Here is an 18,278-nt window from a genome sequence, read left to right on the forward strand (position 1 = left end):
TGGGAAGGGCTTTCTGCTCCAGCGATTCACGGCAAGGTGGGTCTACGTGCCTCAATCACCGGTGAAATTGTGATGGATAACGTCTTTGTTCCAGAAGAAAATGCATTTCCGGAAGTTCGTGGTTTAAAAGGGCCATTTACCTGCTTGAACAGTGCGCGTTACGGGATTGCATGGGGTGCGATGGGAGCTGCAGAATTCTGCTGGCATACCGCGCATCAGTACACCATGGACCGTAAACAGTTTGGCCGACCACTTGCTGCGAATCAGCTGATCCAGAAAAAACTGGCAGACATGCAAACTGAAATTGCCCTTGGCTTACAGGTGGCTTTACGTTTTGGCCGTATGAAGGATGAGGGTATTGCTTCAGTAGAAGGTACGTCTTTAATTAAGCGGAATAACTGCGGCAAGGCACTGGATATTGCCCGTTTGGCCCGTGACATGATGGGTGGAAATGGCATTAGCGATGAATTCGGTGTAGCCCGTCATCTGGTTAATCTGGAAGTGGTAAATACCTATGAAGGTACCCACGATGTACATGCCTTAATTTTAGGACGTGCACAGACTGGTATTGCTGCATTCTGTAATTAATTTGATTTCGTCCATTCAGGATGTCCATATATTGAATATCCTGAAGAGATTTCGTATCAAAAATCAATAATTTGAATTAAAGGATTCATCGTGGAAAATTCTTGTAAATCTGTGCATTTGCAAGCCTAAAGTTCAAATGAAATGCGAGAAAAAGAATAAAGAACCTAAGGTAAATGTAGAGAAATAATAGGACTACCGATGACTCATTTGGGAAAATGAGGGATATGGAAATGAATAATGATATGCAGGCTGGAGCAGGAACGCTCAGCAGAAAATTACCATCTAACGTAGGCACAGCACATCGCATTCATAAAAACACCTGGAAAATTGCATTTGTCTTTGCATTTATTTCACTGGTGATTGATGGCGTCGATATCATGCTGCTGTCATTTAGCTTGACCAGTTTAAAAGCTGAGTTTGGACTGACTTCATTTCAAGCCGGGATGTTAGGAAGTTCATCACTTGCAGGCATGGCGCTGGGCGGAATTACCGGTGGATGGGCATGTGATAAATTTGGCCGGGTAAAAACTATTGCCTGGTCTGTGGTTTTCTTTTCGATCATGACTTGTATTTTGGGATTCACCCAAAGTTATGAGCAGTTCATGATTCTACGTTTTATCGGTGCATTTGGATTGGGTTCGTTATATATGGCGTGTAATACGCTCATGGCAGAATATGTACCCACCAAGTATCGTACCACTGTTTTAGGCACCTTACAGACCGGACAAACAATCGGCTATATCGTTGCAACATTAATGGCGGGTGCGATTATTCCAGATTATGGCTGGCGCATGCTGTTTTACGTGACTATTATTCCAGCTGCCTTTGCGCTCATTTTCATGCGTTTTGTACCTGAACCTGCATCTTGGCAGGAAGCTAAAATTGAACAGTTTAAACGTAAAGAATTGAAAATTGAGCCCACCCCTGAAACAGTCACGGCAAAAGCACCTTCTGAAAGTGTCTATAAACGTATTTTTGGGCATACCCAACATCGTAAAATGTTCTTGTTATGGATGAGTACCGCTGCGTTCTTACAGTTTGGCTACTATGGTGTCAATAACTGGATGCCAACCTACTTAGAAACTGAATTGAATATGAATTTCAAGGCATTAACAGGCTATATGGTGGGTGCCTATACGGCGATGATTCTAGGGAAAATTATTGCAGGCTATGCAGCAGATAAATTAGGGCGTCGGGCAACTTTCGTCTTTGGAACAGTTGCGACAGCCGCATTTTTACCAGTCATTATTTTCTACAATACACCAGGCAATATTGCGTACCTGTTGATTACCTTCGGTTTCCTTTATGGAATTCCTTATGGTGTAAATGCAACCTATATGGCGGAAACCTTCTCGACCGATGTACGTGGTACAGCCATTGGCGGTGCCTATAACATGGGACGTTTAGGGGCTGCGATTGCACCTGCGACTATCGGAATTATTGCTGCAGGTGGTTCATTCACCATGGCATTTATCGTGATGGGTGCAGCTTACTTTATTGCCGGTGTGATTCCAGGATTCTTTATCCGGGAACGTCAGTATGACCCGCAGCAATCTTCATTAGTGAAGGCTACCAATACGGAAGAGAAAACACCGAGTAGTGTCGCAGTAACCAACAAAACCATTACCGCTAAATAATAAAAATAGCCGGCAGAGTTCTCTGCTGGCTTTTGGAGTAGAGCATGGGTGCATTGCAAGGAATTCGAGTACTAGATTTAAGCCGTGTACTGGCAGGTCCATGGTGTGGGCAGATTCTGGCAGATCTGGGTGCGGAAGTCATTAAAATAGAACGTCCAAAAGTCGGGGATGATACCCGTATGTGGGGACCGCCATGGATGCTAGATAATCAAGGTACTGTAACCCGCGAATCGGGTTATTACCAATCTGCCAATCGCAACAAATATTCAGTCGCTATCGATATTGCGAGTGATGCAGGACAGGAATTGATTCGAGAAATTGCCAAAACTGCAGATGTGGTCATTGAAAACTATAAAGCCGGTTCATTGGAAAAATACGGCTTGGATTATGCATCTTTAAATAAGATTAATCCTAACTTGGTCTATTGTTCGATTACCGGCTTTGGTCAAACTGGACCACGTGCTGCAGAACCAGGTTATGATTTTATTATTCAAGGTATGTCAGGATTAATGAGCATCACCGGTGAAAAAGATGAACTCCCGGGTGGCGGTGCACAAAAAGTCGGGGTAGCCGTGGTCGATATTCAAACCGGCTTGTATGCCACAGTGGCTATTCAGGCTGCGTTACTGGCACGCCAGCATACTGGCCGTGGACAATATATTGATTTATCTTTATTAGATGTTCAGGTAGCTGCACTGGCCAATCAGGGGATGAATTATCTCACCACCGGCGTATCTCCAAAGCGTATGGGAAATAATCATCCTAACATCGTGCCGTATCAAACCTTTAAGGCTAAAGATAAAGAATTTATTATTGCTTGTGGCAATGACAAGCAGTTTAAAGATTTGTGCATCGCTATTGGATTGCCTGAATTATTGGAGGAGAAAAAATTCCAGCGTAATCAGGATCGGGTTAAGCATCGTGATGAATTGATTCCATTACTGTCTGAGTATTTTTTAGCTAAAAATGCACAAGACTGGGTAGCGGCCATTCATGCAGTAAAAGTGCCGGTCGGGGTGATTAATTCAATTGAAGATGCATTGAATGAACCACAAATTAAATCGCGTGACATGGTGGTGGATGTTGCACATCCGTTAAATGATCAGTTTAAAATGATTGGCTCACCGATCAAGTTATCCGATACACCGGTTGAATATAAGCACGCTGCGCCGCAATTGGGTGAACATACTGGAAAAATTTTATCGCAATTTAAAACGCGAGAAGAACTGGAGGTATTATGGGCGAAAGGCATTATTGAGGGTTCAATCAATAGTGCATTAAGTGATTCGGTTGCCTGAAATTGTGTTCCCATAGATGATAAAGGCTGAGAAGCATCATTTGGCATCATATTTAAGCCAAATGGAGAGTAAAAATGACTCTCCATTTCTTCATTCGTGGACAGTTGAATAAAATAACTATAGTCCTAAAACGACTTGATCTCACTACATGCGACTTTTGATCAGGGAAATGAATCTCTGTGAATTCTAAGGCGGAAAGAGCATCTGGGTCCGGCAAGAGCGACTGAAGCCCCTCAAGCGACGGTATCTGGCCCAACAGACAACAGCCAAACTCATGACAAGCCGGTGAGGCGTCTTCAAGTGTTAACAGTTTGGTCATGGAGGACGGAAGAGAATCAGGCATGCTCTGTCCTCCAGAACATGGAAGAATTCATTTGCGGATGGTTTAACGCTTCACATTTGGCTTGAAGTACAGAAAGTTTGAGACAATAGGCATCATCAATTTGCTGCTGGCGATAGTTGAGCTGATTGCGTGAACACCCCAGGATCTTTTGCCAGCAGCTTCATAGAGAGGCTGGTACGGGGGCTTGTCATATAGACGACAGTTCAGATCATACAGATAGGTCCTGCTCAGATGCCGGTTAAACAGCATCAGTAACCGGTTGGGACAGATCTGATCGATATTGATTTTGGACTGGTGCAATGTGGTGATGAATGCTTTGGAAAGCTGAAAATGGATCTCCTCACTATCGAGTTTTTCAGCCCTAGCCAGCAGTTTTTTTTGGGTAGCTGTAAATGACCGGGTGGCCTGCGGAGGGGTGAATAAGGAGGGCATTGCCTGGCTCACTTCACTCATACACAGATCAAGGCCTTGTATGATTTTCATCAACTGATCTTCTTTCTCGGGTGTTTTTAGTTTCATAGAGGGGTCTTATTATTTTTATAGCTGTCTCTATGATAAAAGTTAAAAGTACGTTGTGATCGCCTGATCATAAACTTGGGAATACGTGGAGGGTTTTTGTTGGAAATATTACGTTTTTAAAAGATAAGAAAGAATGATTTAAAATAGTGAGTGTTAGATAGTTTCTTGAAAATTCAATATTTTTACCAATAGAAATCTCTTTGGTTTTTAGCCATCTTGTATTATTTTCTTTTGTACACTGGCTGCATCCTGATTGCGCATTCCTAATTTATGACAACTATCGAATACTACAATAATCATGTATCACAATTCGTTGAAAATACATTCCATATTGATATGGAAAGCCTATATCGACCATTTCTAGCGCTGTTACCAGAATCTGCACATATCCTTGATTTAGGTTGTGGATCGGGTCGAGACACGTTGGCATTTAAAAATAAAGGCTACAAGGTTGAAGCGATTGATTATTCCGAAGCGTTGGTTGAGCAAGCTACGGCGCTAACCGGAATTCAAGTTCGGCATGAAAGTTTTTATGAACTCAATGCATCCAATCAATATGATGGTATTTGGGCATGTGCATCATTACTCCATTGTGAGCGGGATAAGTTACTGGATGTGTTACACAGAATATATGGTGCATTACGCTGTACTGGTGTCTGCTATATGTCTTTTAAATATGGCACATCAGATCGAGAAAAAGATGGCAGAGTATTTACGGATTTAAATGAAGATCAAGCTAAAGAATTATTAGACCAGTTACAAGGTATTAAAATATTAAAACAATGGATCACAGTGGATAAACGTCCTGATCGTTGTGAAGAATGGCTGAATATACTTTGGAAGAAAAATGATTAATTCCATCCCTACAGCGCAAGCGCAACTTAAGTTTCTTAAAAATATTCAGCTCATCCTGCAGTCGGGTAGCTTTAGCAGTACGTATAAGTTTGCATTACTCATTAGCTTGAGTCGATTGGTGATTGAAAAGGGGGAGGATAGTGGAGAGCAATTGGCACTTGAGTACAGTGATATTGCCGAGAAGTTTATAGAGTTATATTGGAAACAGGCAGTACCATATAACTTCAATGACGAAGGTCAGCTCATCTTAAATCAGAATAATGGTAAGCAAGCAGCGATTGTCAATCAAATCATTGGGCTTCGGCAGATTTATTCATCACTTGGCTTATTGAGACGAGATTCAGTTATTTGGACTAAGTTGATAAAAGATGTTACACGCACTGTTAAAGACATGCCTGTGCGTTATCTGCAAAATATCAATGGTCAAAATTTTGAGTTTTTATATCAGTTAGCCCAATCCAAGCAACAGCTAACTTTATTACCCCAAGTCATGTTTTGCTTACGGCAGTTTAGTGAAATTATTGAAGAGCTATGTCAAAAGCGATGGATTGATTACATTCGAAAAAACAGTACGAATGCACCTATCTTAAATAGGCTCCCGAACCTTGAACAGTTTATGTTTGAGCCGAGTCGGAACCAATTGAATGCGGTGGCGAATGTTTTGGTCGAACTGCAAGATTGTAAGTGTTTTTACTGTAATAACCCGATGAAAAAAGGTCAGTATGCTGTTGATCACTTTATTCCTTGGTCGATGTATCCATCTGATACGGGGCATAATTTCGTATTGGCTGATGCAAACTGTAATTCAAGGAAAAGTAATGCTCTAGCCTCTGAAGAGTTTTTGTATAAATGGCGAGAGAGGAATGAAGCGCAGAATCTGATTATTGTAGATCGAATTTCTGTACTTGGGTTCCTGACAGACAAAGAACGATCGCATAAGGTTGCGGAGTGGGCATATGCTCAGGGGAAAGAAAACAATTATTTGGTATGGGATGGGGGTAAAAATATACAGATATATCACAGTAGTTCATAAAGCCTAACTATACTTAAAGACCGAATTTGTTTTAATAAAGAGATAGATTTGATTTATGTTTAAGAAAAATTTAATCAACTGACAAAGGTGTAAAGCAGAATAGCTGAGGATAAAGTATGGTAGATATCGTTGATGTTTCTACCCGAAGTCGTATGATGGCGGGTATAAAAGGCCGGAATACAAAACCTGAGATACTCATCCGTAAGTTACTACATAAAAAAGGATTTCGTTTTCGTCTTCATGTAAAGGATCTACCAGGTAAACCCGATATCGTTCTGCCTAAATATAAGGCTGTTATTTTTGTAAATGGATGTTTTTGGCATGGTCATACGGGTTGCCATCTTTTTAAATTGCCCGCTACCAGAACTGAATTCTGGCAGGAAAAAATAACTCGTAACCAAGCTAATGACAGTAAATCAATAAATTTGTTATTAGAGAATAACTGGAGAGTAGCTGTTTTATGGGAATGTAGTATTAGAGGTGCAACTAAAGATCCAGATAAGGTAATTAATCTTATTTCCGAATGGTTACGTGGTGAGAGTTCTTTTATTGAAATAGCTTAAGTTTTCTTTTAGGACTGGTGGTCACGCAAAAAGTCCGATGCTCACTCAGTTATGACTGAACATCGGACTTTAAATTTTACAAATTATGATAATGTTTTTTTAACAATGAAAACACAATTGTACTGATCTGCCGTGCTAAGAAGGGAGGTACAGCATTTCCAACCTGCGTATACTGATTTGTGCGGTTTCCTTCAAATATATAATTGTCGGGGAATGTTTGTAATCTTGCGGCTTCCCTTACAGTGAGACTTCGACACTGCTTTGGATCATAATGAATGAAATAATGACCATCTTTTGAAATATGGCTTGTTATTGTAGTGGCTTCCTTATGAGCAAGCTGCACACGAAAACGGTCATTATAAGACCCAGAATTCCAGTTCTGGTGTTGCGGAGCAAGCGTAGTCGGGAAATTTTCAGCTTTAGGTGAGAACCCTCTCTGTTCACCATATAATGCACAAAAACTGTATCTGAGCAGATCTGACTCCATATGTCCTCTTGTCTCATGATTGAGAACTAGATTTAGTTCAGGATCAAGAATCCATGTCCTCAAATGATCTGGCAACTGGTTCGATGATTTATATTTATGAACAGTTTCTTTTCTTTTTAAATCTTTATATGGTTGGAGATCTGTTTTATTAACATTAACACCAATATTATTTAATTTGCTTAATGTTTCGGCATTACTTGATACAACTTGTTGCCAAGAGTAATAAGAATCAACTTGTTTGGATAATCCGCTTCGTAGTTTTGGTAAATCGCCAATAGCTTCTTTAACTGAAACTTTAGGATAAATATTTCTATCCAAGATATCAGGTATCTGTTGAATATCCTCCCTCACGCCAAGCAGAATAACTCGGTGTCGAGCTTGAGGAATCCCGAATTCTTCGGATTTAATCAGGTAGTTCAGCTTGTCTGGAATAGAGCTATCTGCATCATCAGTTTTTTCCACAAGGGAATATATTCGGTATGAAGGGCAAGCTTGGGATCCTGTAATCTCTGAAGGATTCTGCAGGTCTTTAAGAATTTGAGGAAATATTAATTGATTCTCAATTTTTGCAGTAAGAATCCCTCTCACATTTTCCATGACAAAAATATCAGGTTTTGCAATTGATAAAACCTTTAAATATTCTTTATAAAGGAAGTGGCGGTGATCTTCTTCAGCAACATAGTTTTTATTGCCGGCATTTCTAGAGCGTCCAGCTAAACTATAGGCTTGGCAAGGGGGACCTCCGATTAAAATTTTAGGTCCGTAATGATTTTCTGTTAGCTCTTTTACTTTAGCATGAATGTGGTCATTATCTTTACCTAATTCAGAAGGACCATTCAAGGTTTCCTGAAAAGCTGATTCATAAATTTCTTTATATGATTCAAAAAGTTCTGCTCTGGTAAGTTTGCCATTTAAATATTGATAGTAACCATCTAGACAGCCTTTTTGCTTTGCAAGTCTGTAAAATGCTCTTGTAGTTAGTGTCATATGAGCATGTGGATCTTTTTCAACAGACATGCCTATTTTAAAAGGATGCTTATTATTATCTATGTAAGAGGCGAATCCTTCGCCGAGTCCACCTGGCCCAGAGAATAGATCAATTACTAAAATATCATTATCTTTCATAGTAGCCTGATAACTTAAAAAACACATGCATAATACCAGGTCCTGTCAATCGCACAAGACTTAAAAAACTTGATAGGTAAAATTAAATAAAGCCTTGTAATTAAAATGATAACAGTTTGCTTTTCAATAGTAGTAAATTTTTATACTATTTAGTCTAGAATTTCCCTTTTTTTTGATTATTTTTCAACTATTTTGATGCTATATTAATACTATATTTTAGAAGAACCTAACTTACTAGCATCTAAAAACAACTGATGGTCTAAATTGTACCTTCCGGGATTATTATGCAAATCTCATATAAGACTAAGACTTTAAGTCCTTTACTAAAAGCTGCTATTAAAGCTGGTGCTTTAGATGCTGTAAAATTACAAATTGAAAGAGGGGCTCAATTAAATGCGGTAGATTCAGCGGGCCTTTCGCCTTTAATGTTAGCTGCAATTTTCAAACGATCAGATATTTTCCAGTATTTGATCGAAGCAGGAGCATCTTTAGGATTGATAGATTCGAAAGGAATGTCGGCTATTGATTATGCGGAAGAAAGTTGTGTTGAAAAAATAAAGGAAATCATATCAGCGATACCGAATAAGACGATAGATGCCACCAATGAACTGAGTCTTCTTGGTGAGGCAATCTCTGAGAAAATTATAGATCAATCTACTGAATCTGAGATTGATAAAGAAAAAGTTGGTTTTAATAAGACAAATATTGAGCCCATAGATATTAATGAAATAGAAAAAGAACAAAATTTAATACAGGATGTTGACTTTCATTTAGTAGATTTTAATTTTGAGTTAGATGAAGATTTATCTCCTGATTCGGGCTGGGCTTCAGATACGTCTGACTTCTGGCGTAGTGATGAAGAAATTGAGATCCCCGAGAATGACTTGGCTTGCTTGGTGGAAGCTGAAAACATTTATAATAAAATAGTTAGTCATCAAATTCTTGATATAGATACGATTGACTGGTCAGATATTGAAATTGATTTACCTGTTAATCAAGAAAGAACAATAAATATAAAAGACGAATTTTCTCATTTATATTATTTGTTAATTCAAAGTGCCACCAAAGGAATGGTTTCATATAACCAAGTATTACAAGCTATTAAGATTGATATTGGTGAGACATATATAGATACAGTACTACCAGTCATTCTAAATATGTTTGGTGATTTAGGTATTTTGATAGAAGACTTTAAGCCGTTCGAAGCTAATTATGAAGATGATGGTATTAATCCATCAGATAGCCTTATTGAAGATAGTTTAATTAACTTGAATTATGAACTGGAAGGCAATCTTTTTTCATTAAATATTTATTTTTCACAAATCCAAAAATTTGAATTAATTGATCGAGATGAGGAGGAAAGAATTGGCCTGCAAATGAATATTGCTTTGTTGGTCCTTGCCAAGAATATTGCTAATTTACCTGCTCATTATTGGTCAATAGTAGTTGATATATTTGAAAATTTCTCTAAAAAAGAAGAAAATCAACTGATTGTTGAAGAAAGTGAAGTTGATGAGGAAACATGTGTTAGTGATGAAATTAAAAATAATGAAACAAGTGAAATTGATAACGGAAATAGTTTAGAAACAAAAGAAAATAATGAGACTTTAAATTTTTGGGATATTGTAATTCAGTTAAGGGAGAACCATAAATTTTATGAAAGTAATCAATATATTCCACGCCCTAAACTTAAAAATTTAGAAAAATTATTAAGAACTGTAGAAGAAGATTTTATTAATATTAATGCTAAAGAAATTATTCATCCTATCACTAAGTATAAAAAATCTCGTGAAAAATTAATCAAGGCAAATTTTCGATTAGTAAATTATTATGCAAAAAAATATTCGTTGTCCGGTTTACCTTTAGAGGATCTTATTCAGGAAGGTAATATAGGGCTATTGAGTGCAGTTGATCGTTATGATTATCAATTGGGTTATAAATTTTCAACATATGCAACTTGGTGGATAAAACAATCAATTACTAGAGCGATAGCTAATACTAATCGCTTGATTCGATTACCTGTACATATGTATGAATTAGTCAGTTCTGTTGAAATCGCAAGGAAGGTTCTGGAAGAAGAAGGTTTACCAGTTACTATTTCATCACTGGCACATAAAGCAGGATGTTCAGAGCTGAACGTTAGAAAGGCAATGAGTGCTAATTGTTCAGTAGTATTTTTTGATGATATCTCATATGAAGAGAATGAAATAATTAGCCCATTTTCGGGGCCTGAAGATGCGATCTTGGCAGCTGACTTGAAAGGAGCAATTTATAAACAGTTGGCTGAATTAGATGAGCGTCAAGCTAAAATCATAGAACTAAGATTTGGTCTTAGAGATGATAACGACCTTACTCTTGAAGAAGTTGGTAGCCAATTTAATGTTACCCGAGAGCGTATCAGACAAATTGAAGCAAAAGCTTTAAAAAAATTAAGACACATTTCACGTTCTGAATATTTGGAACCTTTTATTACGTTCGTAAAAGAAGATTTGAAAGAAGAAGAGAGTACGAAGGAAGTAAGTAATGCATAGCCATATTAAATCTCGTAATGCCCCCCCACAAGCAAGTGCAATGATCGAAGCTTTAAGAGGGTTGGGCTATAACACAGCGACTGCATTGGCTGACATTATTGATAACAGTATTAGTGCTGAGGCAAATAATATTGATCTACTTTTTAACTGGGATGGTCAAAAGAGTCGTGTCATTGTTTTGGACAATGGTAATGGCATGAATGCTGAAGAAATTGATAAGGCAATGAGACTAGGAGGGAGAAGTCCATTAGAACAAAGGGATGCCAAGGATCTGGGGCGTTTTGGTTTGGGGCTTAAGACCGCTTCATTTTCTCAATGTAGAAAATTGACTGTAATATCTTGTGGTAAGGATGGCACCCATAGTCTCAGATGGGATTTAGATGTCTTAGCCAGTCAACAGGATGGGGGGTGGCATTTATTGGAAGGCCCATTTCTAGAACTTGAGGATTTAACTAAAGATCTAAATCATGTTGGTCACGGAACAATGGTAATTTGGGAGGAGCTAGATAGAATTGTATCTTCAAAATTTACCATTGATGACTGGTTAAATCTTATAGATCAGATTGAATCCCATTTATCTATGGTATTCCACCGTTATCTGGAAAATAAAGAAAAAATTACTATCCGGATAAATGGAAAAGCAATTAAACCTTGGGACCCTTTTTTGTCAGGACATCCATCAAAACCATGGAATTCACCAGTTCAGCCTTTTAAAAATACGCAGATTAAAATTGAATGTCATGTATTACCCCATAAGGATCGTTTAACTACGCAAGAGTTGAAAGCAGCAGAGGGACCAAATGGATGGATAGCTCAACAGGGTTTTTATGTTTATCGCAATGAACGATTAATAGTGGCAGGTAGCTGGTTAGGTCTTAAGTCTTCAGATTCCCAAAGAAAAGCTTGGGTAAAGGATGAAATTCATAAGCTGGCGAGAATAAGACTGGATATCCCCAATACAATGGATAAAGAGTGGGAAATTGATATTCGAAAAGCTGTTGCACGACCACCAGTCTATTTGCGCAAATGGTTGGCTAGTCATGCTGAAGATACGAGAAATAGGGCACGCAAAGTTTTTATTTATCGTGGACAAATTACTAAAACTAAGATTGATAAGGTTGAGGTTAAGCAAGCTTGGAAGGCTGAACATTCAAAGAGTGGAATGCGGTATAAGATAGATTTAGATCATCCAATTATTAACTCTGTATTAAATAATTCTGGAAATCTGCTTCCAGAATTAAAACTTATGTTAAGAGTGATCGAGGAAACAGTACCAATTCAAAGAATTTGGCTAGATACTGCAGAAAATAAAGAAGCACCATTAACAGGATTTTCAGGAGAATCATCAGAAGAAATTTTAGATATTCTAAAAACTGTATATCACAATATGGTGCAAATAAAGGGGTTTTCTCCTGAAGAAGCTAAAATGAATTTGCGAACTACTGAGCCATTTAATAATTATCCAGATCTAATTTGCACTTTATAAGAGTAATGTTTTTTTAGGACAAAAACGGAATGCCAAATATATTTAGAGAGAATGAACACCAAGTTATTCAAATTGTTCAGACACTTTTGCACAATACACCAGATAAAACCCAAATTACTATACAAGTCCTTAATGAGAAAATAGATTTAGCGATCTTATTAGATCCTAAATACAAAGATAATCTTGATAGAGAGTATGTGATTGAAGAGCTTATTCGGCGTTATAGCGTTTGGATAGGACAAGACAATATATTAATCAATGAAAGTGGCCATATTCCCTGGTTAACGAATGAAAGAAAAAAAGAGTGGAAATATTGGCATCGCTATAAGCAATGGCAAGATAAAAAGTTGCCTTGGGTTGCTTTAAAAGCATTAGATGATTCTACAGATAGAATTCTAGGATTATTAGAAGATCCTGAAAGAACTGACCCTTGGGATAGACGAGGATTAGTGGTAGGGCATGTGCAGTCTGGAAAAACAGGTAATTTTACCGGTTTAATTTGTAAAGCTGCTGATGCTGGTTATAAAATTATAATTGTTCTGGCAGGTATGCATAATAACCTGCGATCTCAAACCCAGATGCGTTTAGATGAAGGTTTTTTGGGTTATGAAACACATCCTGATCCAGATAAAATTAGAATTATTGGTGTGGGTAATATTGATTCTGGAGTTTTAAGGCCAAACTATGTAACCAATCGAACTGATAAGGGAGATTTTAGTCAAAATTTAGCGAAAGTAGCTGGTATTAGTCCTGAACAACGGCCTTGGTTATTTGTAGTTAAAAAAAATAAAACAGTATTACAAAGATTACATAAATGGATTCATGACCATGTAGCTACTACTACTGATTATGAGTCAGGGCGAAAGATTGTTACTAATTTCCCTTTACTTGTTATTGATGATGAGGCTGACCATGCTTCAGTTGATACAGGAGAACAAGGATTTGATGAGGGGGTGCCTGATGAAAATTATCAACCAAAAGCAATTAATAGTCTTATCAGGCAGATACTTCATCTATTTTCTCGTAAAGCATATATTGGGTATACAGCAACACCATTTGCAAACATTTATATTCATGAGCAAGCTGAAACAAAGCATGAAGGAAAAGATCTCTTTCCTGAATCTTTTATCATAAATTTGGCTGCTCCATCAAACTACATAGGGCCTTCTAGAGTATTTGGAGTAAATGAGGGAGAAAATAAAAGAAAGGACCAGTTACCAATTATTCATGAAGTAGATGACCATAATACTGACGAGGGCAAAGCTGGGTGGATGCCGACAAATCATAAGAGTGGTCATAAACCTTATCATGAATCAGAATTTGGTATTCCTTTATCACTTGTTCAAGCAATTGACTCTTTCATTCTTGCATGTACAGTCCGTCAACTTCGTAAACAGGGAGATGAACATTCTTCAATGTTAATCCATGTAACTCGTTTTAACGCAGTTCAGACGGAGGTATTTGAAAAAGTAGACGAATATGTAAAAAAAATAAGTCAAAGAATAATAAGAGGTATTGATAATCAGGATGTTTTATCTAGATTGAAATACTTATGGGAAGATGACTTTATACCTACCAATATAAGAATGAATGAGGAAGTTCCAGATTTATGCTCCGAATCATTACCAACATGGGAAGCTGTAGAGCAACTTTTACCTGAGATAATGGAACAAATAAATGTAAGAATGATTAATGGTACAGCTAAAGATGCTCTTGATTATGCAGATAGTGTAGGCGGTTTAAAAGTCATTGCTATCGGAGGAGATAAATTAGCACGTGGACTCACACTTGAAGGGCTATGTGTTAGTTATTTTTTACGTGCATCAAAAATGTATGACACATTAATGCAAATGGGAAGATGGTTTGGATATCGCGCAGGGTATCTCGACCTGTGTAGGCTTTATACTACAACAGACTTAGTAAAATGGTTTCAACATATTGCAGATGCTTCGCTTGAATTAAGAGAAGAATTTAATTTAATGATTGATAGTGGTGGAACTCCAAGAGATTATGGTTTAAAAGTCCAATCACATTCTGTATTACTGGTTACCTCTCCTGTTAAAATGAGAAATGGAAAAAAATTACTTTTATCTTTTAGTAATTCACTAAATGAAACTGTTAGTTTTTATCATGATAAAGAAATATTGGAAAAGAATTTTAATAGTTTAAAGTATTTGGTTAATAAACTGCCTAAACCAAGTGCAATACCATCACGTAAGGGTAATACATCAGAGAATAGTAATTTAAATATTGAGCGTCATTATTATTGGGAAAATATATCCTATACATATGTTATTAATTTCCTTGAACAATATACAACTCATAAAGAATCTTATAAAGTAAATAATGTATTGCTTAAAAACTTTATTGAAAAAATGGTTAAGAAAGGGGAGTTAACTTCATGGAATATAGTGTTGAAAAGTGGTGGTCTATTAGATAGACCCGTTAATATATCTGAATCAATTACTGTCTACAGAGCAGAACGTGCCATCAATGGTCGTCATAATGATAGATATGCCATTCGTAAATTACTTTCATCAAGTGATGAGTGCATTCCTTTGAGCAACCAAGAATGGGAAGAAGCACTGCGACTTACAATTGAAAATGCAAAAAAAAATCCAGATAAAGATAAAAAAACTCCAACAGTACCTAATGGTATTAGCACTCGAATCGTGAGAGGTAAAGGTATTGAAAATATTAGTAATGGCAGGCCTGAAGAAGGATTATTAATAATTTATTTACCTGAAGATCCCAATAATTTATATCCTAACTCAGATATACCATTTGTAGGGTTTGGATTAAGTTTCCCATTTAGCCATTTAGATGAAAAGGTAGAATATATAGTAAATAATACTGAATGGGAGATGAATTATGATTCCTCCATTTGAGCAGCAAATTTCCACCTCATGGAAAGCATTATCTAAAATTAATAACCAAACAGGATGGGTCTCTATACCTATATATAACTGCAGCAATTGGTCAATTGCTGTAGGCTATAATCTTTCGAGTTATGAGCAGGCAATTTTTTTTAAGATTAATTATTCTAAGAGTTATTTTAATAAATTCAATTTGCCAATGACCCAAGGTTTCAAGGTTCAACAACTTAAAGATGAAGTAGGAACAGGGATTGCATTAATACGCCAAGTAGAAGGAGATTTAGATTTATTTACAAAAATTTCTGTTGATGTGTGTAATACAATAATCCAGCACCAATCAGTAAGTGATAATAAATTGGTATCTGTAGTTCTTAATAGAATTAATGCTTGGCTTTCGTTTATGACTAAAGGCTCTGAAATCCTTTCCCAAGAAGCAGAGCTTGGATTGGTAGGGGAATTAGAAACTTTGCGTAGTTTAATTTCATTAAATATACCCATAAATGAAGTATTAAATTCATGGAAAGGTCCTTTAGATGGGTTAAAGGATTTCGAAATAGGTCATGGTGCTATAGAAGTTAAAAGTACCTTATCTAATAAAGGATTTATAGGAAAAATAAATTCACTAGAACAATTAGATGATAGCGAAAAATCACCATTATTTTTAAGCGGTTATTGTTTTTCTATAGATTCATCAGGTAAAACACTAACTGAGCGAATTAATTTAGTCCGTGAACAATTAAGGGATTATCCAGCTGAACTTTCAAAGTTTAATAACTTGTTGTTGAGAATTGGATATCTGGAAAGTGAGAAAGAAAACTATATCCGTAAATTTAAAACAGAGAATGTATTCTTTTGGTTAGTCGATGAAAATTTTCCAAGATTAGTACCTGGAAATATTGCTGTAAATATAAGACAAGCCAAATATGAAATAGATTTAACACCCTTTATACATCGGTCTATCGATTTAAATTTAGTTCTTCAGAAATTAGGAATTGGAAATAGTGGAATTAATTGATTTTTTAAAAAGTATTCAGAATGATGTGCAAAGTGAAATTTCTACACGTGAGGAGTCGGGTGAGCAGAATTTATATTCAGAGCTCATTTTTACAGAAATAGTTACTCAGCATTTGTCAGAAATCGGAATGACTTTCGAGCCTGAGGTTTGTCGCTATCATGCACAGATACATCCTATTGGTATCCTTAGGTTAAGTGGTTATTCAATTTCTGAGGAAGCAGACCAACTAGATTTATATGTTACTGAATATAGTGGTAATAACGAATTGGAAAGTATTCCTGATTCAGACGTTAAGATGGCAGCTGAACGTTGTTTAAAGTTTTTAAAATATTGTGTGGAAAAAAAACTATCGTCAAAAATGGACGAGTCTCATGAAGCATATCCGTTAGTTCGTACGATAGAAGAGGGCTATTCACAATTTGATCAGATAAGAATTTATGTATTAACGGATAGGGTGGCAAAAACTCGTCAATTTCAAAGTAGGGAAATACAAGGTAAAACAATCAAACTTGAAGTTATTGATATATCTAGGCTGTTTAACCATTTACAAGAAGGCAAGCCTAGGGATGAGCTTATTGTAAATTTTGAACAGGTTTCTGGCAGTCCGCTTCCTTGTGTTTGGGTTCCAAATGAGCATGGTGAGTATGATTATGCAATGACTGTAATTCCAGGAGAGGCTTTAAGATATGTATATGAAAAATATGGACCACGTATTCTAGAGGCAAATGTTAGATCTTTTTTAAGTCAGACCGGAAAAGTAAATAAGGGTATTCGTGATACTTTAATAGACCAGCCAGAACGTTTTATGGCTTACAACAATGGTGTGGTAATTATTGCAGATGAAGCACATCTAGGCAGATTAGAAAATGGTGGCATTGGTATCTCTTGGTTAAAAGGAATGCAAATCGTAAATGGAGGACAAACGACAGCTTCCATGTTCTTTACCAAGAAAAAAAATCCAGCAGTTAACCTGAAAGCTGTGCATGTACCTGCGAAAATCATTGTTTTAAGAAAAACAGATCCCTTAGAAGAAGAGCAACTGATTTCAGATATTTCGCGCTATGCGAATAGCCAAAATGCAGTAAAGCAATCAGATCTTTCAGCGAATAAACCTTATCATATTAATCTTGAAAAGTTAGCACTATCAACCTATTGCCCCGATGGTGTAAGTAGATGGTTCTATGAAAGAGCTGGAGGAAGCTACAAAGTAATGCTTGAGCGTGAGGGAAAAACTCCAGCTGGTATTAAACGTATACAGGAACTTATCCCTACTAGCAGAAAAATTACTAAAACTGAATTAGCCAAATATGTTTGTGCATGGGAAAAAAGGCCTGATCTGGTGAGTTTAGGGGGGCAAAAGAACTTTACTGCATTTATGAATATGATCCAGTCAACCGATGAGGATAAGCAGTTACAATTTGATGTCATCTATTATAAAAATATTATTGCTCAAACCATCATATTCAAAACTGCACAGAAAGTTATCAGGTCAAAATTTCCAGCTTTCCAAGCTAATATAACTGCATATACAGTGGCAATTGTTTCTCAAAAAATCGGAAGTCGTATTAACTTTCAAAAAATCTGGTTAAATCAAAAGCTTTCTGAAGGGCTTGTTAAACAGATTCTGATTTGGTCAGAGGAAGTGAATAAATACCTGCATGAAACTGCCAAAGGGAAGATGATTTCTGAGTGGGCGAAGAAAAATGAATGCTGGGAATTATTATCTCAATATGAATATTCAGAAAATAATCCTGACATTGAGGAGCTAAAGTAACCTAATTTTAATAGTTAAAATTAAATTCTTTAGGTCTCTTTTTTGACTGTCTTTGTGAGATGAATGGTAAGCGTCCGCTGAATCCCATGCCTATTTTTTAATTTTGGTCGGATTTCCAGCGGTGTGGCAGTAATTCTTCTATTTGGGT

At 36.8% G+C, this 18,278-nt stretch carries 13 protein-coding genes; 11 read left to right on the plus strand and 2 right to left on the minus strand.

The features are described from left to right. The 3 genes from AY607_RS04995 to AY607_RS05005 form a co-directional block, all read left to right on the plus strand. Positions 1–588, plus strand: a 588-nt coding sequence (locus AY607_RS04995) for an acyl-CoA dehydrogenase family protein (RefSeq protein ID WP_264753789.1), incomplete at its 5' end; no start/stop codon positions are given. 230 nt (positions 589–818) lie between these two features. Next, positions 819–2,225: an MFS transporter gene (locus AY607_RS05000; protein ID WP_064101938.1), complete on the plus strand. Its 1,407-nt coding sequence runs from the start codon at positions 819–821 to the stop codon at positions 2,223–2,225. Positions 2,226–2,269: 44 nt separating this feature from the next. Further along, entirely contained in the window at positions 2,270–3,523 is a 1,254-nt protein-coding gene (locus AY607_RS05005) for a CaiB/BaiF CoA transferase family protein (protein WP_064101939.1), read from the plus strand. A gap of 385 nt (positions 3,524–3,908) precedes the next feature. Here AY607_RS05005 and AY607_RS05010 read toward each other — a convergent pair whose 3' ends face one another. Next, positions 3,909–4,349, minus strand: coding sequence for a hypothetical protein (locus tag AY607_RS05010; RefSeq protein ID WP_155858351.1), 441 nt, complete (start codon positions 4,347–4,349; stop codon positions 3,909–3,911). 306 nt (positions 4,350–4,655) lie between these two features. Between AY607_RS05010 and AY607_RS05015 the strand changes: the two genes are divergently transcribed. The 3 genes from AY607_RS05015 to AY607_RS05025 all read left to right on the plus strand — a co-directional run bounded on the left by AY607_RS05015 (position 4,656) and on the right by AY607_RS05025 (position 6,836). Then, positions 4,656–5,240 (plus strand): class I SAM-dependent methyltransferase, encoded by a 585-nt coding sequence (locus AY607_RS05015; protein ID WP_064101941.1) that lies wholly within the window; start codon positions 4,656–4,658, stop codon positions 5,238–5,240. After that, a complete protein-coding gene (locus tag AY607_RS05020; protein ID WP_064101942.1) occupies positions 5,233–6,273 on the plus strand; it encodes an HNH endonuclease domain-containing protein in 1,041 nt (346 codons plus the stop codon). Before AY607_RS05015 ends, AY607_RS05020 begins: the two co-directional genes overlap by 8 nt. A 116-nt stretch (positions 6,274–6,389) precedes the next feature. Further along, complete coding sequence (locus AY607_RS05025) at positions 6,390–6,836, plus strand: very short patch repair endonuclease (RefSeq protein WP_064101943.1); 447 nt, start codon at positions 6,390–6,392, stop codon at positions 6,834–6,836. Between the two features lie 76 nt (positions 6,837–6,912). Here the strand turns inward: AY607_RS05025 and AY607_RS05030 are convergent, their stop codons facing one another. After that, positions 6,913–8,448 carry a DNA cytosine methyltransferase gene (locus tag AY607_RS05030; protein ID WP_064101949.1) on the minus strand — a complete coding sequence of 512 codons (1,536 nt, stop codon included), beginning with the start codon at positions 8,446–8,448 and terminating at the stop codon, positions 6,913–6,915. Between the two features lie 284 nt (positions 8,449–8,732). Between AY607_RS05030 and AY607_RS05035 the strand changes: the two genes are divergently transcribed. From AY607_RS05035 to mzaE, 5 genes are read left to right on the plus strand one after another with little or no spacing between them, the layout of a single operon-like run. Further along, positions 8,733–10,979, plus strand: a complete 2,247-nt coding sequence (locus AY607_RS05035; RefSeq protein ID WP_064101944.1) for a sigma-70 family RNA polymerase sigma factor — start codon at positions 8,733–8,735, stop codon at positions 10,977–10,979. After that, entirely contained in the window at positions 10,972–12,465 is a 1,494-nt protein-coding gene (locus tag AY607_RS05040) for an ATP-binding protein (protein ID WP_064101945.1), read from the plus strand. Before AY607_RS05035 ends, AY607_RS05040 begins: the two co-directional genes overlap by 8 nt. A 29-nt stretch (positions 12,466–12,494) precedes the next feature. Next, positions 12,495–15,353 carry a Z1 domain-containing protein gene (locus AY607_RS05045; protein ID WP_064101946.1) on the plus strand — a complete coding sequence of 953 codons (2,859 nt, stop codon included), beginning with the start codon at positions 12,495–12,497 and terminating at the stop codon, positions 15,351–15,353. Next, positions 15,337–16,356, plus strand: coding sequence for a PD-(D/E)XK motif protein (locus AY607_RS05050; protein ID WP_064101947.1), 1,020 nt, complete (start codon positions 15,337–15,339; stop codon positions 16,354–16,356). The genes AY607_RS05045 and AY607_RS05050 overlap by 17 nt, the downstream gene beginning before the upstream one ends. Beyond that, positions 16,343–18,130: an MZA anti-phage system associated AIPR family protein MzaE gene (mzaE, locus tag AY607_RS05055; RefSeq protein WP_064101948.1), complete on the plus strand. Its 1,788-nt coding sequence runs from the start codon at positions 16,343–16,345 to the stop codon at positions 18,128–18,130. The genes AY607_RS05050 and mzaE overlap by 14 nt, the downstream gene beginning before the upstream one ends. Positions 18,131–18,278 lie beyond the last annotated feature (148 nt).

The sequence above is a fragment of the Acinetobacter sp. SFA genome (assembly GCF_001647535.1).
Taxonomy (GTDB): Bacteria; Pseudomonadota; Gammaproteobacteria; order Pseudomonadales; family Moraxellaceae; genus Acinetobacter; species Acinetobacter pecorum.